The organism is Ruegeria sp. YTSA219 (genome assembly GCF_059609985.1).
Genome location: NZ_JBXWMT010000001.1, coordinates 226,199 through 245,388 on the forward strand (window position 1 = coordinate 226,199; position 19,190 = coordinate 245,388).

Genomic DNA, 19,190 nt, shown 5'->3' on the forward strand with positions numbered 1-19,190 from the left:
CCGGCCCGGTCTTCATTGACCGGGCCGTATTCGTTTTAACTGTTGCGATTTTTGGTCCAGATATCCCATGCTTCGGGCGTGTCCAGATCCAGCATGGCATGTTGGCCGGGGAGCACACATAGATGGACCTTGTCCGGATGGTCCCGAACCACAGATTGTGCGCCTTCGTCTCCGGTCAGGCGGCTGATCTGATCGAACAGGAGACGGCTGAAGATCACAGGGTGGCCAGGCTGTCCTGACGCGGTCGACCCGCGCCAGATCAGCTTATCCGGATACGCCTTAGTTGCCTTGATCAGCGTCTGAAGGTCATCCAGAGTGATTTCAGGCAGGTCAGCTAGCAGAACCATGACGGCTTCGGCCTCTTGCCCAACAGCAGACAGGGCCCCTCGTAAGCTGGCATTCATACCTTCTTCCGCATCTGCGATTTCGACCAGATGCAGGTCCAGCCCCTGCAACACGTCGTACCTGGGATGAGGCTTGGACGGCAGGGCAACAATAACCGACGATGCAGCCCGTGCCGTCTGGGCGGAACGGAGCAGCAGCGGGCAGCCATCAATTTCTTGCAGCAGCTTATCTGCGCCTCGCATACGCCGGGATTGTCCGGCGGCCAGAAGGATGATGGGTATTTGCGTCATGCGCCGACAATGCAGACGTATGAAAGCAGTGTCATCCCCTCATACGCGCGCCATCGGCGTCGAATAACGGTTCTGAGATCACGCGTGCCTTGCACAACTGGCCAAGTATTTCGATTTCTACTTCCAGCCCGTCCGCAGCGCGGTCTGTTGGCAGAAACCCCATGGCAATGGACTTGCCTGCATAGTGTGAATAGCCACCCGAAGTGCAAAACCCGGCGACCTTTCCGCCCAGCCAAACCGGCTCATACGCGTTGACATCAGCGTCCTCGGCATCAACCTCGAACGCGACCAGTCGACGGGCAGGGCCAGAGGCGCGTTCAGCCTCGGCAGCTGCGCGGCCAATGAAATCGGCGTTCTTAGAGAATGAAATGAACCGATCCAGACCGGTTTCCGCGGCCGTGTAATCGGGCGAGAACTCTCGCATCCAGGAGCCAAAGAATTTGTCCAGTCGCAGGCTCATCATCGCGCGCATACCAAAGGGGACGATGCCGCGTTCTTGCCCGGCCTGCCATAAGGTCCACCACAACTGCCTTTGTGCCATGGGATCGCAGTAGACCTCGTACCCCAAATCGCCGGTATAGCTGACGCGCTGGACGATACAGTCGGTCATCCCAACGGTCATGCGGCGCAGATCGAGGAACCGAAATCCGCTCAGGTCATCACGGGTGCAGGCCGCCAGAACCTGCGTGGCTTTTGGGCCTGCGATCTGGAACCCGTTCTGCCGATCGCTGATGTTTTCGACAGTCACGCCATTCTGCGCATTTTGCAGGAACCAGCGCATGTGAAACGCCTGAGAGCCGTAGGAGGCGGTCAGACGGAACTCGGTCTCATCAAGACAGGAAACGGTAAAATCACCGATCAGCTTGCCCTTTGGTGATAGCATCGGGGTTAGCGACACGCGGCCCGGTTTCGGGATTCGACCCGCCATGATCCGATCCAGCCAATCGCGGGCAGCAGGTCCAGCAATGCGGTATTTGCCAAAATTGTGCACTTCGTTGATGCCAACACCTGATCGCACGGCCCGAACTTCGCGCCCGGTGGCATCGAATGCGTTGGATCGGCGGAACGAGGGCGTTTCATAGCCGGGTTCATCCCCCTGGGCGAAGTAATTGGGCACCTCAAGCCCGTATTGCTGACCCCACACAGCACCAAGATCGGTAAAGATATCATACATCGGCGTTGTGCGGGCTGGGCGGGCTGCCGGCAATTCCTCGTTCGGATAAGAGACGCTGAACCGCTTCTGATAGTTCTCGATGACCTTTGGACGGGTATAGCCCGGGCTGATCCAATCCCCGAACCGCGCCACGTCCATCGCAAAGACGTCGCGCTCTGGCTCACCCTCAATCATCCATTGCGCCAGTGTCAGACCAACGCCGCCGCCCTGGCTGAACCCGGCCATCACGCCGCAGGCCGACCAATAGTTGCGCAACCCCGGAACCGGCCCGACCAGAGGATTGCCGTCCGGTGCAAAGGTAAACGGCCCGTGGATCACCGATTTCACACCAGCCTCGGCCAGAACAGGAAAGCGGCGATAGGCGAATTCAATACTATCGGTGATCTTATCGAAATCATCGGGAAGAAGCTCGTGACCGAAATCCCATGAGGTGCCGTCGACAGCCCAGGGCCTGCAGGTTTGTTCATAAAAGCCGATGCACAGACCGCGTCCCTCTTGCCGCAGATAGCTTTCGCCGGCGGGATCCATGACATGGGGATGTTCGCCACCTGCGTCGATAATTGCCTCGATTTGGGGGATCGAGTCGGTGACCAGGTACTGATGTTCCATCGGATGCAGCGGGAAATAGACACTGGCCATGGCGCCAACCTCGCGCGCCCAGAGCCCACCAGCGTTGACCACATGTTCAGCATGAATCGTGCCCTTGTTGGTGACCACATCCCAGGTGCCATCGGGGCGCTGATTTGTTTCGTGCACCATGCAATGGGTTTCGATTGTTGCGCCGCCCATCCGCGCCGCTTTGGCATAGGCATGGGTGGTTCCGGACGGATCAAGATGTCCGTCCAGCGGATCATAGAGCGCGCCGATGATGCCGTCGGTATTGGTGATCGGTGCGATTTTCCTTATCTCTTCAGGGCCTACGATTTCGGTCTCTAACCCCATAAAGCGGTGCTTGGCACGTTCGGCCTGGAGCATGTCAAACCGGTCGCGGTCGTCGGCCAACGTTATGCCGCCAACGTGGTGCAGGCCACAGGACATGCCGGTGATCTCTTCCAGCTCTTTATACAGCCGGATCGTATAGCCTTGCAGTGCGGCCATATTGGTGTCGCCGTTCAATGTGTGGAAACCACCCGCCGCGTGCCAGGTCGAGCCACTGGTCAATTCGGACCGCTCCAGCAGCATGACATCCGACCAGCCCAGCTTGGTCAGGTGATAAAGGACCGAACACCCGACAACGCCGCCACCGATTACAGCTACCTGAGTTGTTGTCTTCACGTCACAGTCTCCCCTTGCGATATAGTCAAAGCCTGCAATCGCAGTACAAGGGATACTGTTCCGTTCACGACAAAGTCTGTCGCAGCGAGAGGATCAGAGGGGACGGATCTTCAGCTCTGTGATCCTGTTGCCTTCGCGCGCGACGACTTCGAATCTGAAACCGTGGAACGAGAATACCTGACCCGTGATCGGGATCATCTGCGCTTCGTGGATGACCAGACCGGCCACGGTATTGGCCTCTTCGTCGGGCAAAGACCATTCCATCGCGCGGTTTACATCGCGGATCGTCATGGCGCCTTCAACAAGGTACTGGCCGTCTTCGGTTCGCGTTACCGGGACGTCCTCATCAATGTCAAACTCATCAGCAATCTCGCCGACGATTTCTTCGAGGATATCTTCAAGCGTGATTAGACCCCTGAGTGAACCATATTCGTCGACCACCAGCGCAAAATGGCTATGCATCCGCAGGAATTCCCGCATCTGATCGTCCAGGGTGGTCGTTTCAGGCACAAAATAAGGGGCGTTCGCTACCTTTGAGACATCGAACTCTTTCAGTCGGTTGTTTTCACGTTCGCTGCTTCCTGCATGAGCATACATAGCGCGGAACAGGTCTTTGGCGTGAACAACCCCAACGATGTTTTCTGGTTCGTCCCTAAAGACAGGCAGGCGTGTATGGGGGCTTTCAAGGCATTGTTTCAGGATCGCCTCGGGAGCGTCATCCGCATCAACCATCTCGATATTCGAACGATGGAGCATGATCTCTTCAACCGCACGTTCACCCAGATCCAAAGCGCCCAGAATGCGGTCACGGTCTTCCTTCTCGACCACGCCTTCGGAATGGCCCAAATGCAGGGCCCCAACGATTTCGTCGCGCACGGCCAGAATGTTGCTATCCGGGTCGATCTGTACACCGAAGAGGCGTAAAACTCCCCGTACCAATAGGCGTACGGCCGAAACGACCGGTGAGAATAGGGTGACAACCACGCTGATGATCGGAGCAACGGCGGATGCCGCTTTTTCCGAATTGGTTATGGCATAAGTCTTGGGCAAAACTTCAGCAAAAATCAGAACCAGCAAGGTCATGACCAGGGTTGCCAACGCTACGCCGCTTTCGCCAAAGAGGCGCGTGAACATCGCTGTGGCCAACGAGGCCGCAAGAATGTTGACCAGATTGTTGCCCAGCAAAACCGATCCGATCAGCCGTTCGTTGTCGTCGGTGATGTCCAGCGCCTTCTGCGCCCCGCGCGACCCTTTGTCCGCCTGCGCCCGCAGCTTGCCGCGTGACGAGGCCGTCAGAGCCGTTTCAGAACCCGAGAAAAACCCCGATAAGAAGAGCAATAGCAATATGGCACCGGACGTAAGCCAGAATGTGCCGTCGATCAGAGAAGTTGAGGGTTCCATCGGTCCTTAGCTGCTTGTGTTTCTGCGTCTGTTATGGGGGCGCGGCTTGACTGGATCAAGGAGTTAGCCCTTTTCAACTGGATCTTTAGCTAATGGGTGATGCTGCAACACCAGTTCAGCCAGCCGTTCTTCCAGGACATGAGTATAGATTTCTGTGGTCGCCACATCCGCGTGACCAAGCAATGTTTGGATCGATCGCAAATCGGCACCGTTGGCAAGAAGATGTGTCGCAAAAGCGTGACGCAAGGTGTGAGGTGTAACCTTTTCGGGCGAAACCCCACCGTGAACCGCCAGTTCCTTGATCAGATGATAGAACATATGCCGTGTCAGATGCCCGGCCTTGCCACGTGAGGGAAAAAGAAATCGGGAACTCTGCCCACCCTTTGTAACACGCTTTTCCTCAGTCTCATCCCGAGCCGCCAACCATGCCGAAAGCGCCTGTCGAGCCGGAGGGGACAGTGGAACCATCCGCTCTTTGCCGCCTTTTCCCAATACCAAGAGCATCCTCGGATCGCCGCGCGCCGATGACACCGGCAACGATACCAGTTCAGTGACACGCATCCCGGTGGCATACAGGATTTCCATCAGGCAGGTATTGCGCAGCTTTTCGATGTTGTTTCGCCCGCTTTCGCGCGCAGCAACCAATAACCGGTCCACCTCGGATACATCCAGAGTTTTCGGCAGCCGCTTTGGCCGTCCTGGGCCTTTGATCTTGATCGCGGGGTTTGTCGAACGCCAGCCTTCCTCGAATGCGAACCGATAAATCTGTTTTATGGCAGACAAACGGCGGGCGCGGGTGGATTGAGCCAATCCCTGTGCGTCGCAACTGATCAGGTAATCCTCAACCTGCTTGGCGTCGGCCTCGGCAAACCCAATTTTCCGGCGCCGCAGCCAGGCCGCAAAATCCTTGAGATCGCGGCCATAGGCAACAAGCGTATTTTGGGCAGCGCCTAACTCGGCGGCCTGTGCTTCCAGAAAGGTCGAAATCCAGATTTCGTCAGAGCCCGGAGACGTCATGATCACTTGCCCTGCAGGATCAGCAGGTTCAGCGCGGCGCGGCGCGCGGTATCTTCTAGACCGACCCGGCGCAGGGTTGCGATGGCTGCTGTCAGGTCGACCAGATTTCCCCGCGATCCATGGGCAAACAGGACCATCGTCTCCAGAAGCGCCTCACCGAGGCGGCCTTCGTCCAGCATGTTGCCAATATCGGTTGGCACCGGCGCCGCCCATGCAAACCCCTCTGCGATGGCATCCGCCAGCGGCGAAGGGGAGGGCGCGCGCCCCGGATCACCCTGAGCCAGCGCAGCCAGAAACTGACTTTCTTCAGAATTGTCCGGAGCCGACAACGCCGCTGTTTCATATAGATCTGACAGCAACAGAATGCGCCACCGCAGATCCTCGGCCGCGGGTTTCTGTAGTTTGACCTGAGAGAGGCGCCCGGCGAAAAGTTCAGCGAATGGCACTTCCAGGCCGATATTGCGCATCTGGTTCCAAACCACCGGCAGAGCTTTGGCGATCTTTGCCGAATTGCCAGAATCAAGTGCATTTTCGAACCGCTGTATCGACGATACCCGGTCCCATACGGCTCCAGACGCAGCCGGAGACCGTTCTGTATAGAGCCCCAGCAGTTGATTTGGCGTTAGCGCCCCAACGCGTGTCAACCGTTCCGCGGCTTCGACCTGAGCCTTCCAGCCCGCAACATCCCGCAGATCCGCATTTGCGAAGACGCGGGGCAAAGCAGCCGAGGGCAAACGTTCGCCAATAGCTTCGAACAAGCGGAACATCAGGGGCGAGGGGTCGTCCGGTTGCGGCAGATACTCGGCGTCTTCGTACAGTTCAGGGCTTAGAAACCTGTCCAGAACCTCCAGCTCTTGTGGTGCTAGAACCTGTAGGGCATGGGCTGCCTCAAGCGTGAGAGCGGCCGAGTCCCAATCCCCACGCCGGGCCTTGCAGAAAATCTGAGCGGCATAGTCCCGTGACAAATGCGGCTGAGCAATCAGCGCCGTGCAACTGCGATCTTCATCCCCGGTCAGAAGGGTGGCGTCGAACCAGCGTTGAAATCGGTCAAGACTGTTCGTCGGGCCTGCCAGCTGTACCAATGATTGCGTGGGGTCCGCAGCGCCAAGATGCATGAGGCGGTCGAGCCGCGCCAAAAGCAAAATCTCTTCCCCTTTACTGGATGTCGGTGCCCGAGCTTCGGTTAAAAGCAACGTGAACAGCAAACGCTGCATTGCTGGGTTATACTTGACCGGGACGCTTTCGATCAGTTCGGACAGGCGTTGGGGATCGCTGTTCTGCCACATGTCGACAGGCAATCCTGTGACAGTCGAAGCAACCAGGCCCAGGGGTTGTGACAATGCCTGAAGTGGGGTCACAAGAACATCGGGCTGACCGCCGGGCTGCGCCACGGGTGGCTCAAGCAAAACCGTCCCCGGAAGGTTTTCCGGAGGATTGGCCAGCCATTCGATAACAGAAAGGGGTTCCTGCTGCGCCTGCGCTGTTCCTGCAAGAAACAGTGCAACCACCGCCACTTTATTCGACATTCAGTATTACCGGCTCCCTGACCTCGCTTTGCGGCGCAGAGAAATCTGCACCAAAAAACTCACCCAGGTAGACATATCCCACCAGCCCGATGAAACACAGGCAAATCAGATATATCAGGAACTTGATCAGACGGCCCATGGTCAAACGCTGCCTCAATTTTCTCTTTTGCCCAAGTTATAACTGGCATTTTTCCTAAGATCACGTCATTCACGATGAAATGAGCGAAATTAAGCATAACACCCATGCGGCATCTGCCGTTTCGGACTATACACTGCACAAAACAGTGGTGCTTGTAGGTATGATGGGGGCCGGAAAGACCGCCGTAGGCCGCGCTTTGGCCGCTCGGTTGGGGGTTCCTTTCCTCGATAGCGATGCCGAAATCGAATCAGCGGCCAACATGACCATCCCCGAGATATTCGAGCGTGATGGCGAAGCCTTTTTTCGCAGCAAGGAAAGCCAGGTCATCGGGCGGCTTTTGGTCGAGGAAAAAGGTATCCTTTCTACCGGCGGCGGTGCCTTTATGACCGAACAAAACCGCGACATGATCACTCAACGCGGGGTGTCCGTTTGGTTGCGCGCCGATTTGGGTGTGTTGTGGAACCGCGTTCGCCACAAGGATACGCGCCCGCTTTTGCGCACCGAAAACCCGTTCGCGACCCTTCGTGCATTGTACGATCAGCGTGTTCCGATCTATGAACGCGCCGATCTGGCGGTTTCGTCCGACGGGGATGTCTCGATTGAAGATATGGTAGAGCGTGTCGTCAAAGCTCTGATGACGCGACCTGATGTTTTGGAACGGAAATAGATGCACCAAACCGTACATGTTGAGCTTGGGGATCGGTCCTATGATGTTGAGATCGGCCCCGATCTGCTGATGCAGGCCGGTCAGCGCATAGCGCCTTTGCTGCCGCGACCCAAAGTAGCGGTTCTGACCGATGAAAACGTGGCGAGCCTGCATCTTGACGCGTTGCGGGATGGGTTGGCCAGCGCAGGGATCGAAATGTCCGCATTGGCGCTGCCCGCGGGCGAAGCCACCAAAAGCTGGCCGCATTTTGAGCGTGCAGTCGAATGGCTGTTGGCCGAGAAAATCGAGCGGCGTGACGTGGTGGTTGCGTTCGGAGGTGGGGTTATAGGTGATCTCGCCGGATTTGCCGCGGCCGTTTTGCGCCGGGGCGTACGGTTTGTTCAGATACCAACTTCGCTGCTAGCGCAGGTCGACAGTTCGGTCGGCGGCAAAACCGGGATCAACGCACCGCAGGGCAAGAACCTGATTGGCGCATTTCATCAACCCTCACTGGTGCTGGCGGATACTTCGGTTCTGGGCACAATGACCGACAGGGATTTCCTGTCCGGTTATGGTGAGGTCGTAAAATACGGGCTGTTGGGGGATGCAGCATTCTTTGAATGGCTCGAGGGCAATGGCCCCGATGTCTCGGGCGGGGATATGGCCGCGCGGGTTCGGGCCGTCACCCGATCCGTTCAGATGAAAGCCGACATCGTCGCTCGTGATGAGACCGAGCAGGGGGATCGCGCCCTGCTGAATCTCGGGCATACGTTCTGTCATGCGCTTGAGGCTGCGACCGGGTATTCTGATCGTTTGCTGCATGGTGAAGGCGTTGCGATTGGATGCGCACTGGCATTCGAACTGTCGGCGCGACTTGGTTTATGTTCGCAAGAGGACCCAAGCCGGGTTCGGGCACATCTGCATGCGATGGGCATGAAAACCGACATTTCCGATATCCACGGGGATTTGCCCGACGCCGAAGCGCTGGTCGAGCTGATGGCGCAGGACAAGAAGGTTATCGATGGCCAACTGCGTTTCATTCTAGCCCGAGGCATCGGGCAGGCATTTGTCACGTCGGATGTTCCGCGGGATGCGGTTTTGAGTGTCCTCAAGGACGCGCTGGGTTGATCAACGTCCGCGAATGATCATTAACTCGCCAATATTTTCACGGGTAATATAGCCGACCATTTGATCTGACCGCGTGCAGACGGCAACTGCGGGGGCACCCCCGTGGAACTGTTTCAGAACCGCTTCCAATCCGCTGCTCAGGGTCACTGTCGGGATATCCTCAACCATGATTGAACTGGCCAATTCTGACCGGGGAATATCTTTGGCGAGAGCAGCAAACAGCCGGTCGCGCGTGACAAAGCCCTGCAGTTTCCCTGTTGCATCCAACAATGGAAATTCATGCTGAGTGGTGTGAATGACCGCTTGAGCGGCGGTCGCAAGCGTGTCGCTTGGCGATAGGGCGTGAAACTCGGTGATCATGGCGTCGCGGGCCAGAACCTGACGCGCCACTGATCGCATTGCGACGTCCTGGCTTTCTGCATTGGCGGCAACGAATACAAAAACCGCGATCAGAACCAACAACGGATTGCCTGTGCTTAGCCCCAGAAACCCCAATCCTACCGCCACTATCTGACCGGCAAATGCGGCAATGCGCGTGGCCTTGACCCGATCCATCCTCAGGCAGAGCAGTGCGCGAAAAACGCGTCCACCATCCATCGGGAATGCGGGGATGAGATTAAAGGCAGCCAGAAGAAGGTTCACATAGGCGAGGCGGTTCAATAGCCCGGTCTCGGGTGAATCAATATTGGCGAGTGTTTCAAATGGCATTCCTGCGCCCAAAAAGACGAGGATGATCCAGATGACGACGTTTACCGCAGGACCGGCCAAAGCCACCGATACCTCTTGCATGGGGTTCTCTGGCATCCGTTCCAATCGGGCAAGACCGCCGATCGGCAATAAAGTAATGTCCGGAGTTTTTATGCCATAGCGCCGCGCCATCAGCGCATGACCAAACTCATGCGCGACCACACATGCAAAAAGGGCAAGCACGAAAATCAGATTCCCGATCGCGGCCTGCATCCCTCCGGTAGAATAGGCAGCGAATCCAACCCATGCCAACAAGAGGAAAAAGGTGACATGGACCTTCAGTTCCGACCCCAAAAGTCGGCCGAGCGAGAAGGACCATGTCATGATGTGTCTCCGGTGTGCCTAGAACGGAATCTCGTCGTCGTCTATTCCACCAGATGCGGGTGCCGGGGCGCTGGATTGTCCGCCATAGGGGTCACCATAGCCACCACCTGCCTGGCCGCCACCGTAACCGCCGGATTGACCACCGCCACCGCCACCGCCTTCTCCACGCGCATCCAGCAAAGTCAGCTCGCCGCGATAGGGGCGCAAAACCACCTCAGTGCTATAGCGGTCCTGACCGGACTGATCCTGCCACTTGCGGGTTTCCAGCTGACCTTCGATATAAACTTTGCTGCCCTTGCGCAGATATTGCTCGGCAATGCGGGCCAATGGTTCTGAAAAAATCGCGACCGAGTGCCATTCTGTCCGCTCGCGGCGTTCGCCGGTGTTGCGGTCTTTCCAGGTCTCGGAAGTGGCGATGCGCAGATTGCAGACCTTGCCACCGTTCTGGAACGACCGTACCTCGGGATCACGCCCCAGATTTCCCACCAGAATGACCTTGTTGACAGAACCCGCCATGTATTTCCCCGTTCTTAACTGACTTGAGTGCGCCCGAATCTGGCGCTGTGTATTTCTGAGACCCTATACGCCCTGAACCATGGTTGGAACATGGATCATGAGAAATGAATTGGTCGGGAGTTTGCACATAGAAAATTTACCATGCTTTCATTATTGGCTGAAATACATATACTCACTCGGGTTCGTGACAGTGCGGGACAGGCATTAATGCGTTTCAGATTTTGTTTTTTATCGGTTCTATGCTTTGCGTTGACCTGTGGACTCGCTGCGGCGGATACGCTGTCGACCAAAAGCCGTAAGGACATCTTTCTGAAGCAATCCAAATATTTGGACGGCCGTGCGGCCACCCAGTACCGCGATTCAGATCGGTTGAAGCCTAAGACGCCTCAACCACAATTCAGTAAGCGATATTCCGGCAACTATCGGGGTGAGTACCTGACGATGGCGCGGCAAGCGGCTCGTAAACACGCTGTTCCCGAAGAGCTGTTCCTGCGCCTTGTTCAGCAGGAAAGTGGATGGAATCCGCATGCCGTGTCACATAAAGGCGCGTTGGGTCTGGCCCAGTTGATGCCCGGGACCGCGCAATTATTGGGCGTGAACCCGCGCGACCCGAAACAGAATCTTGAAGGTGGGGCCAGGTATCTGTCCTGGCAATACCGCAAGTTCAAATCCTGGCGGCTTGCGCTGGCCGCCTATAACGCCGGACCTCAGGCTGTTGAAAAACACGGCGGCGTACCACCCTACAAGGAAACCCAGAATTACGTGAAGGTGATTTGGGGCGGTTAGGCCACCCGATGAATTGCCGGATCAACAGGTGATGCGGCTTGGCCAAATTAGCGCGTTCAGTGACAGGCTGCTTGCGGTCGTGTCGCTTAATTAGGGCGCCGGAACCACCTTACCGACGCCCTTGTTGCGTACCCAATCCCATTACTCAGCGGCGATTTTTATGACGGGTTCCATACGTGCCAGGATGTCGTCTGCCAGATGGCATTTGACCTGATGACCGTCTGCCAGGGTTTTCACGGGTGGGACATCTCTTTCGCAAAGACCGTTGGGGACTTCGGACTTCCAGCGGCAGCGGGTTTGGAACGGGCAGCCCGGGGGTGGGTTCATCGCCGAGGGGATGTCGCCTTCCAGCACGATATGCTGTTTTTCGATCGACGTATCAGCGATGGGGACCGCGCTCAGCAGGGCCTCGGTATAGGGGTGATAGGGCGGGGCAAAGACCTGATCGGTGGTGCCCAGCTCGACCACATGGCCCAGATACATCACCATCACCCGGTCGCTGAGATAGCGCACGATCGACAGGTCATGGCTGATGAACAGCAGCGTGGTCTTGTGCTCGCGCTGGATCTCCATCAGCAGGTCGGTCACCGCCGCCTGCACCGAGACATCCAGCGCCGAGACCGGCTCATCCGCCACCACGATCCGCGCATCCCCGGCAAAGGCGCGGGCGATGCCGACGCGCTGTTTCTGCCCGCCCGACAGCTGCCGCGGCATCCGTTCGGCAAAGGCGCGGGGCAGTTTCACCAGATCCAGCAGTTCCAGCATGCGCTTTTTGCGCTCGGCCTCGGATTTGCCGACGCCAAAAATCTCCAGCGCCCGAATGATCTGACGGCCCACGGTCATCGACGGGTTCAGCGTGTCGAATGGATTCTGGAACACCATCTGAACCTCGCCCACCGTCTTGGCATCACGCTCTTCGATGGGCACGGCCTCGATATTGCGATTGTCCAGCAGGATCTGCCCGTCCGTGGCCGTCTCCAGCCCCATCAGCACCTTGGCAAAGGTCGACTTGCCACAGCCGGATTCGCCCACAATGGCCAGGGTCTCGGATTCATGCGCCTCAAAACTCAGGGTTTCGTTGGCTTTGACAACTTTGGTTTCACCGCCGCCGAACAGCGCATTTGCCGCAACCTCATAGTATTTCTTGAGGTTGTCCATCTTCAGAACAACGCGGCCAATCTCGCCCTTTTCCTTCTGCTCGCCCAGGGTGATGGGGGCGTTCCAGTCGATCTCCTGGAATTTCAGGCAGCGGGTGTGATGCCGGTCATTGCCGGGCACCGCCTCCATCAGAATGTTCTGCGCGTCACAGCGGCCTTCTTCGAAATAGTCGCAGCGCGGCCCGAAATTGCAGCCCGGCGGGCGCTCATGCGGCAGGGGGAAGTTGCCGGGAATGGCCACCAGCGGGCGGGCGTTCTTATCCGCGCCCGGCAACGGGATCGACCGGAACAGCGCCTGCGTATAAGGGTGCTGCATCTCGTCGAACACATCATGGATCGAGCCGCGCTCGACCGCCTCGCCGGAATACATCACGCAGAGCCGGTCGCAGGTTTCCAGCACCAGCCCCAGATTGTGGCTGATGAACAGCATCGAGGTGCCGTATTTCTTGCCCAGATCCTTGACCAGCTCGACCACGGCGGCCTCGACCGTCACGTCCAGCGCGGTGGTGGGCTCATCCAGGATCAGCAGCGACGGCTTGGACATCAGCGCCATCGCGATCACGATGCGCTGCTGCTGGCCGCCCGACAGCTGATGCGGGAAAGAATTCAGCATCCGCTCAGGGTCGGGCAGGCGCACATCGGTGACCACCTCCAGCGCGCGGGCATAGGCCTCGTCCTTGCTGACGCCCTCGTGGATCATCGGCACTTCCATCAACTGCCGGCCGATCTTCATCGCCGGGTTCAGGCTGGCCATCGGTTCCTGATAGATCATCGCGATTTCATTGCCGCGAATATCGCGCAGCTCTTCGGCCGTCATCTCGGCCAGATCGCGGCCCTTGAACTTGATCGACCCGCCAACAACACGCCCGTTCTTGCCCAGATCCTGCATCACGCCAAGCGCCACAGTGGACTTGCCGCAGCCCGATTCCCCAACCAGCCCCACAGCCTCCCCCGGCCGCACGCTGGCCGAAAAATCCATCACTGCAGGGATCTCGCGCAACCGCGTGAAAAACGAAATCGACAACTTGTCGATCTCCAATATCGGGCCATCATAAGACGCTAACTTGGTCATCTGTGTTGCTCCTCACCAGATCCAGGGGATCCCATTCATCTGGCCAAAAATACCTCGGGGGTCCGGGGGCAGGGCCCCCGGCCGCTCATACATCAGTCCTTCAGACTTTCCTCGCGCAGCCCGTCAGCCAGCAGGTTCAACCCAAGAACCAGCGTCAACAGTGCCAGCGCAGGTGGCAGGGCAGGGTGCAGATAGATCGACAAGAGCTTGCGCCCTTCGTTGATCGTCGACCCCCAATCGGGACTTTCGGGTGGTAGCCCGAGACCAAAGAATCCCAAGGTTCCCAAAAGGATGGTCGTATAGCCGATGCGCAAGCAGAAATCGACGATCAGCGGACCCCGTGCGTTGGGCAGGATTTCCCACAGCATGATGTACCAGGGACCCTCACCGCGGGTCTGCGCAGCAGCGACGTAGTCACGGGTTTTGATGTCCAGCGCCAGGCCACGTACGATACGGAAAACCGTGGGTGAGTTCACAAATACCACTGACACGAACACGACCAGAATACCGCCGGGGATATTGAACAGGTCCAGATAGATGGGCAGCCCCCAGATGCTATAGCCAGTGGTCTCGATGATGTAGCCGTCGGTCGAAATCAAAGACAGATAGAGCCACATCGCGATGCCCAACACTCCGATCAGCAAGGGCGTGCGGAAATTGGGTCTGGTATAGAACCGCGAATTCAGCAAGACGCAAAGAAACAGGATCGGAAAGATGAACAGCACAGCGGCCATATAGTTCGGCACACCGGTTGCCACGATCTCGGGCGTGACCAGCAGATAGAACAGCAGGATTACCGGGAAGGCCAGGATCAGGTTTGCCAGGAAGGACAGGAACGTGTCCAGACGTCCGCCATAAAACCCCGCAGGCAGGCCCAGAGTAATCCCGACCATGAAGGCAAATATGGTTGCCATCGGTGCGATCTGCACCACGATCCATGCCCCTTTGACCATCCGGCTGAACACATCGCGGGCCAGATTGTCCCCACCCAGCAGATACCAGGAATATGTTCCGTCCTCAGTGCTGGGCATCGGAGTTCCGGGCAACTTGTTCTTCATACCTGAAACTTGCGCCAGCGGATCATGCGTAACGATCAGGTCCAGCGCACCAAAAATGCCGGTAAAGACCCAGAACATCACAAGGCCAAAACCGATCATGCCGATGGGGCTGTCAAACAGTTTGCCGTAAAGGCCCAGCTTGCGCTTGAAGGCGATCGACATTGCAAACAGGATGATCAGCGACATCCAGACAGGTAAAAACTGCCGAGAGATCGCTCCGATAATCCCGGCGCTTGTCCCCATCAAAATACCAAGCACCACATATGCCAGACACAGCGCGACGCAGGCGAAAAAGCTGTATCTCAGCGCGATCTGCGTCAGGCCGCGCAGGCCGGTATCTGCATTGATTGTGCCGTCGATATTCACGACGACCGGCGTTTCGGGCAACACGATGCTGCCCAAGATCCAGACGATGATTGATACCCCTAGTGCAACCAGTGCGATCATCAGCAAGGGGTTCAGAATGGCGATAGAGCCGGTCCAGGTAAGTGGTTCCATGTTCTGTCCCTCCTTACGAAATTCGGATGCGTGGGTTGAGGTAGACATAGCCGATATCCGAGATCAGCTGCGTTACCAGCACCACAAAGACCGACACGACCGAAATCGCCAGCAGCAGCTGGATGTCGTTATTGCCTGCTGCCTGAACCAGCGCCCAGCCGAACCCTTTATAGTTAAACAGGGTCTCGACGATCACCACGCCGTTCAGCAGCCAGGGAAACTGCAGCATGATGACTGTGAACGGTGCGATCAGCGCGTTTCGCAGCGCGTGCTTCATGACAATATTCGGGAAGGAAACACCTTTGAGCCGCGCGGTACGGATATATTGCGCCGTCATCACCTCGGTCATCGAGGCGCGGGTCATACGAGCGATATAGCCCATCCCGTAGAGAGCAATAGTCAGTACCGGTAGGAAGAAGTTTTCAAAGGTCGGGTTCTCCATCGCCTGTGTCGCGGTGCCTTTGAACCATTTCAGGCCAACGGCGGACGAAGTGAAGATTGCGATAAAGATCACGCCCGACACATATTCCGGGGTCGCTGTCGTCGTGATGGCGAATGTTGAAAGGGTCCGGTCGGTGGCCGATCCTTCTTTCATACCCGCAAGCACCCCAAGGATCAGCGCCGAAGGGACCATCAGCAACATAACCCAAAGCATCAGCCGACCGGTTAGGGCCAACCGGGTGCCAACAACTTTCGAAACTTCCTCTTTAAAAACAGAGGAGTACCCCCAGTATCCCTGCAGGATGCCACAGAAGCTTGGCGAGCTTTCTGCGGTTTCACCGGGCAGGATACATCTTCCTTGTACGCTGCCGTCTTCGTTGGTGTGCCGATAGGATGGCAGCACGCCCAACCACTCGCCGTATTTGATCGGCGTCGGCTGCAGATACCCGTTTTTCAGAAGATAGCTTTCAACCTGTTCGTCGGACATCCGAAAATTGCCCTGTGTTTTGGCAAGCTTTTCGAGGTTTGGATACAGGTTGGTGAGGAAGAAGACCAAGAATGTCAGGCACAAAGCTGTGATGAGCATGATGCCGACACGCTTTAGAATGAATAGTCCCATATTAGCCCCTGTTGGTGGCCAGTGCAGGTGTCAAAAGCCCCACACTTCGCTGTTTTTTGGTCGCCACGATACGGACGAAAAAGCCGCGCCCAATCGGCGCGGCTTGTATCTGTCGGCTTAGGAAAGAACGCCGAACTTATAGATTTGTGGCAGGTCGGCGATGTGCTTTTCAACCCCAACCATATTATCGCGGTGGTGACGCATCGCCGTCCGCCAATAGGGTTGGATGGTCACGCCTTCTTCGATCATGATCGCCTGCAGCTTGGCCATGACTTCGCGACGCTTGTCGACATCCGCGATCGAGTTTGCCTCGGCCAGAAGCGCGTCGAACTCGTCATTGGCGAAACCAGCCTCGTTCCAGGCTACACCCGATTTGTAGGCCAGCGCCAGAACCTGCGTGCCCAGCGGGCGGTGGTTCCAGTTGGTCGACGAGAAGGCGTATTTCGTCCAGTCGTTCCAGAAAGTCGAACCCGGAAGAACCGTATGACGTGCCTTGATGCCAGCATCGTTCAACTGAGCTACCACGGCCGCGGTCGTGTTGCGGCGCCAGTCGTCGTCGATGGACTGAACCTCATGCTCGAAGTCACCCATTCCGGCCTCGTCCATCAGCGCTTTGGCCGCTGCGGGATCAAAGGGCAGGCGGGTTACAGCGGAATCATGTTCCGGGTGCATCGGGCCAACATGGCAGTTGTCGGCAGGAATGCCGTATCCCGACATGCCCAGCTCCAGGCAGACAGCGTTGTCGACGGCCATGGCCAGGGCCTGCCGCACACGTTTGTCGGCGTAGATCTTGTTGCCGTCGGCATCTTCGGCCAGCTGGTTCGGGCGGATGACGATTGTAAAGCCCGATGGAATCTCGGACCGTGTCAGGCCGATGCTGTCAAAGATGTCTACGAATTCGCCGACCGACTCCCAGTTCATGTCGATCTCTTCGGCCTCATAAGCAGCCAGGAAGGCCGCAGGGTCGGTGCCGTAGTCGATGAATTCGATCCGATCGATATAGCCACCTTTGCCCGCAGCATATCCCCACCAGTCGTGCTCTTCATTGCGGACCAGTACACCCTTTACGCCCACTTCGTGGCTTTCAGGGATCATGAAGCCAGTGCCAATCGGGTTGGCCAGCATATTGTTGGGATCGTGGCTGCTGTGCACGATGGCTGCGGGGTAGTCGGCCATACCAGGAATGATCGTGATATCGGGCGTGTTGCAAGTCAGCTTGACCGTGTGATCATCGACCACAGTGATTGCACCTTCACCCGCTTTCTGGGTTGCCTCGTCAACCAGGGATGACATGCGCGATGCCATCGAGTTCCCCTCGACTGCCGCGTCACACCACATTTCGATATTGCGGGCGACATCCGCTGCGGTGAAGTCATCACCATTGTTCCACTTGACGCCTTTGCGAACGTTCAGCGTGTGCTCAGTCGCGTCATCGTTGGATTCCCAGCTTTCCAGCAACATCGGCTTGAACGAACCGTCATTGTTGTATTCGACCAGATATTCCAGCCATCCAGCCGTGAAGGTCGCAATTTGCGTCCAGTCATAAGTACGTGGATCTTTCAGGGCGCGCACTTCCATCTGATAGCGGATAGTTCCACCGCGCGGTGGCTCTTGTGCTTGTGCCGGAGACGCCAGGCCGATCATTCCATAGGCGGCGGGGACGGTAACCCCCAATGCCGTCACGCGCGCCAAAAACTCGCGGCGGCTTAGTTGCCCGTCGCGGTACTCTTGCGCGTGCATTTCCGCGGCACGATGGATCGGCGCTCCGGTAATGGTTTGGTGTTTCATTAATGTCTCTCCCTGTGACATCGATTTTGATGAAGTAGCTCTGAACCGCTCAGACCGGTTGGTGTCAGGCAGCAGGTTCGTGTGTTTTTTTTTGGATATGCAGCATCCCCATGGCGTCATTCGGCACCAGATTTCCCATGAGGTCAATGTCGGAAATCGTCATCAACTGCACAAAAGCGACATTTTGAGGCCGAAGTTTCCGTCATCGCGGATGCTTAATCTGTGCTCCGGGTAATTCAAATAAGTGACCGCCAATCAGATTCGATCACTTCGAACCTGCGGCTGTTGTCTTGAAAATGTGTTTGTAACGACCTTAAGTATCACTTTGATAAATCAGCGCGAATCCAGTTTCTCATGCGTGCGCGAAACCACGTGCGCTGACGTTTGGCAAATTGACGGGTCGAGATTGTGGCACGCTCGCGCGCGTCATCCAGTGTGATACGGCCTTCAAGATAGGCTACCAACTCGGGAACGCCGATGGCCTTGAAAGACGGCAGCGAGGCGTCATACCGGTTTCGCATCGCCTCAACTTCTTCCAAAGCACCACTTTCCAGCATCAGGTCAAACCGGCGCCTGATCCGATCCAATAGCCATTCTTTGTCGACATCAAACACAATGGGCACGGCGTCTTGCGGGTTCAGGACCGGAGGAGGGGTGTCGGCTTGCCAGTCCCGCAAGCTGCGCCCGGTGGCTTGCAGAACTTCCCACGCACGTTGAACGCGGGCGCGATTCCGGGTGTCAATCCCGGCCAGGGTTTTAGCATCGACCCCATCAATCAGTGTAGCTAGGTCCAGTTGATCCGCGGCAGCCCGAACTTTGGTCGGAGTCGCCGGGATATCGGCCATACCTTCGGTCAGGGCAGAAAAATACAAACCTGTACCGCCCACAATGATGGGGCGCTTTCCGCCGGACAGCAATGGCTTGACCTCGCGCAACCAGTGGCCAGTCGAATAGTCCTGATCATAAGGCACATGACCATAAAGCAGATGCGGCGCGCGGGCTTCTTCCTCGGCGGAGGGACGCGCCGAGATCACGCGCCAGCAATCATAAACCTGGCTTGCATCTGCATTGACGATCACGCCGCCGAACGTTTCGGCGATCTTCAGCGCCAATGCTGATTTCCCCGATGCGGTGGGCCCAGCGATCAAGACGGGTTTGTCGTCAGGAATAGGGGGAAGGCGGTCCCAAATCTGCGTCATATTGGCATTGGCCATTCAGGTTGCCTCATTCCTTATGATCCGCA

Annotated in this window: 16 protein-coding genes; 3 read left to right on the plus strand and 13 right to left on the minus strand. The window is 57.2% G+C overall.

The window, feature by feature from the left end; genetic code table 11:
- Positions 1-35: 35 nt before the first annotated feature.
- The 6 genes from AC2FFB_RS01140 to AC2FFB_RS01165 form a co-directional block, all read right to left on the minus strand.
- The gene (locus tag AC2FFB_RS01140) at positions 36-635 is read right to left on the minus strand and encodes a nucleotidyltransferase family protein (protein ID WP_496874390.1); all 600 of its coding nucleotides are present in this window, start codon (positions 633-635) and stop codon (positions 36-38) included.
- Positions 636-666: 31 nt separating this feature from the next.
- Positions 667-3,084, minus strand: coding sequence for a GcvT family protein (locus AC2FFB_RS01145; protein ID WP_496874391.1), 2,418 nt, complete (start codon positions 3,082-3,084; stop codon positions 667-669).
- A gap of 93 nt (positions 3,085-3,177) precedes the next feature.
- A complete protein-coding gene (locus AC2FFB_RS01150) occupies positions 3,178-4,485 on the minus strand; it encodes an HlyC/CorC family transporter (RefSeq protein ID WP_142634257.1) in 1,308 nt (435 codons plus the stop codon).
- Positions 4,486-4,548: 63 nt separating this feature from the next.
- Positions 4,549-5,502: a site-specific tyrosine recombinase XerD gene (locus AC2FFB_RS01155; protein ID WP_496677775.1), complete on the minus strand. Its 954-nt coding sequence runs from the start codon at positions 5,500-5,502 to the stop codon at positions 4,549-4,551.
- 2 nt (positions 5,503-5,504) lie between these two features.
- Positions 5,505-7,028, minus strand: a complete 1,524-nt coding sequence (locus AC2FFB_RS01160) for a hypothetical protein (protein WP_496874392.1) — start codon at positions 7,026-7,028, stop codon at positions 5,505-5,507.
- The gene (locus tag AC2FFB_RS01165) at positions 7,018-7,167 is read right to left on the minus strand and encodes a hypothetical protein (RefSeq protein WP_185956616.1); all 150 of its coding nucleotides are present in this window, start codon (positions 7,165-7,167) and stop codon (positions 7,018-7,020) included. The genes AC2FFB_RS01160 and AC2FFB_RS01165 overlap by 11 nt, the downstream gene beginning before the upstream one ends.
- A gap of 79 nt (positions 7,168-7,246) precedes the next feature.
- On the opposite strand from AC2FFB_RS01165, the gene AC2FFB_RS01170 reads away from it, so the two are divergent.
- Entirely contained in the window at positions 7,247-7,834 is a 588-nt protein-coding gene (locus AC2FFB_RS01170; RefSeq protein WP_281994724.1) for a shikimate kinase, read from the plus strand.
- A complete protein-coding gene (gene aroB, locus AC2FFB_RS01175; protein WP_496693257.1) occupies positions 7,835-8,941 on the plus strand; it encodes a 3-dehydroquinate synthase in 1,107 nt (368 codons plus the stop codon).
- Here the strand turns inward: aroB and AC2FFB_RS01180 are convergent, their stop codons facing one another.
- Positions 8,942-10,012, minus strand: coding sequence for a site-2 protease family protein (locus AC2FFB_RS01180; protein ID WP_271946697.1), 1,071 nt, complete (start codon positions 10,010-10,012; stop codon positions 8,942-8,944).
- A gap of 18 nt (positions 10,013-10,030) precedes the next feature.
- Complete coding sequence (gene ssb / locus AC2FFB_RS01185; RefSeq protein WP_142634245.1) at positions 10,031-10,528, minus strand: single-stranded DNA-binding protein; 498 nt, start codon at positions 10,526-10,528, stop codon at positions 10,031-10,033.
- Between the two features lie 207 nt (positions 10,529-10,735).
- On the opposite strand from ssb, the gene AC2FFB_RS01190 reads away from it, so the two are divergent.
- A complete protein-coding gene (locus AC2FFB_RS01190) occupies positions 10,736-11,314 on the plus strand; it encodes a lytic transglycosylase domain-containing protein (protein WP_496712633.1) in 579 nt (192 codons plus the stop codon).
- A 141-nt stretch (positions 11,315-11,455) separates the two neighbouring features.
- On the opposite strand, the gene AC2FFB_RS01195 is transcribed toward AC2FFB_RS01190, so the two are convergent.
- From AC2FFB_RS01195 to miaA, 5 genes are all read right to left on the minus strand, one after another.
- On the minus strand, positions 11,456-13,543 hold the full coding sequence (locus tag AC2FFB_RS01195) for a dipeptide ABC transporter ATP-binding protein (RefSeq protein ID WP_496874393.1): 2,088 nt from the start codon (positions 13,541-13,543) through the stop codon (positions 11,456-11,458).
- 92 nt (positions 13,544-13,635) lie between these two features.
- Positions 13,636-15,099 carry an ABC transporter permease gene (locus AC2FFB_RS01200; RefSeq protein ID WP_496874394.1) on the minus strand — a complete coding sequence of 488 codons (1,464 nt, stop codon included), beginning with the start codon at positions 15,097-15,099 and terminating at the stop codon, positions 13,636-13,638.
- A 13-nt stretch (positions 15,100-15,112) separates the two neighbouring features.
- Positions 15,113-16,159 (minus strand): ABC transporter permease, encoded by a 1,047-nt coding sequence (locus AC2FFB_RS01205; protein ID WP_142634237.1) that lies wholly within the window; start codon positions 16,157-16,159, stop codon positions 15,113-15,115.
- Between the two features lie 117 nt (positions 16,160-16,276).
- Positions 16,277-17,947 (minus strand): ABC transporter substrate-binding protein, encoded by a 1,671-nt coding sequence (locus tag AC2FFB_RS01210; protein WP_142634235.1) that lies wholly within the window; start codon positions 17,945-17,947, stop codon positions 16,277-16,279.
- A 320-nt stretch (positions 17,948-18,267) separates the two neighbouring features.
- The gene (miaA, locus tag AC2FFB_RS01215) at positions 18,268-19,161 is read right to left on the minus strand and encodes a tRNA (adenosine(37)-N6)-dimethylallyltransferase MiaA (protein WP_496874395.1); all 894 of its coding nucleotides are present in this window, start codon (positions 19,159-19,161) and stop codon (positions 18,268-18,270) included.
- Positions 19,162-19,190: the final 29 nt, after the last annotated feature.

Bases quoted from the DNA above. Each gene is read 5' to 3' on its own strand.
- AC2FFB_RS01140 (WP_496874390.1), bottom strand. From the start codon at position 635: ATGACGCAAATACCCATCATCCTTCTGGCCGCCGGACAATCCCGGCGT.
- AC2FFB_RS01150 (WP_142634257.1), bottom strand. From the start codon at position 4,485: ATGGAACCCTCAACTTCTCTGATCGACGGCACATTCTGGCTTACGTCC.
- AC2FFB_RS01155 (WP_496677775.1), bottom strand. From the start codon at position 5,502: ATGACGTCTCCGGGCTCTGACGAAATCTGGATTTCGACCTTTCTGGAA.
- AC2FFB_RS01160 (WP_496874392.1), bottom strand. From the start codon at position 7,028: ATGTCGAATAAAGTGGCGGTGGTTGCACTGTTTCTTGCAGGAACAGCG.
- AC2FFB_RS01165 (WP_185956616.1), bottom strand. From the start codon at position 7,167: ATGGGCCGTCTGATCAAGTTCCTGATATATCTGATTTGCCTGTGTTTC.
- AC2FFB_RS01170 (WP_281994724.1), top strand. From the start codon at position 7,247: ATGAGCGAAATTAAGCATAACACCCATGCGGCATCTGCCGTTTCGGAC.
- aroB (WP_496693257.1), top strand. From the start codon at position 7,835: ATGCACCAAACCGTACATGTTGAGCTTGGGGATCGGTCCTATGATGTT.
- AC2FFB_RS01180 (WP_271946697.1), bottom strand. From the start codon at position 10,012: ATGACATGGTCCTTCTCGCTCGGCCGACTTTTGGGGTCGGAACTGAAG.
- ssb (WP_142634245.1), bottom strand. From the start codon at position 10,528: ATGGCGGGTTCTGTCAACAAGGTCATTCTGGTGGGAAATCTGGGGCGT.
- AC2FFB_RS01190 (WP_496712633.1), top strand. From the start codon at position 10,736: ATGCGTTTCAGATTTTGTTTTTTATCGGTTCTATGCTTTGCGTTGACC.
- AC2FFB_RS01195 (WP_496874393.1), bottom strand. From the start codon at position 13,543: ATGACCAAGTTAGCGTCTTATGATGGCCCGATATTGGAGATCGACAAG.
- AC2FFB_RS01200 (WP_496874394.1), bottom strand. From the start codon at position 15,099: ATGGAACCACTTACCTGGACCGGCTCTATCGCCATTCTGAACCCCTTG.
- AC2FFB_RS01205 (WP_142634237.1), bottom strand. From the start codon at position 16,159: ATGGGACTATTCATTCTAAAGCGTGTCGGCATCATGCTCATCACAGCT.
- AC2FFB_RS01210 (WP_142634235.1), bottom strand. From the start codon at position 17,947: ATGAAACACCAAACCATTACCGGAGCGCCGATCCATCGTGCCGCGGAA.
- miaA (WP_496874395.1), bottom strand. From the start codon at position 19,161: ATGGCCAATGCCAATATGACGCAGATTTGGGACCGCCTTCCCCCTATT.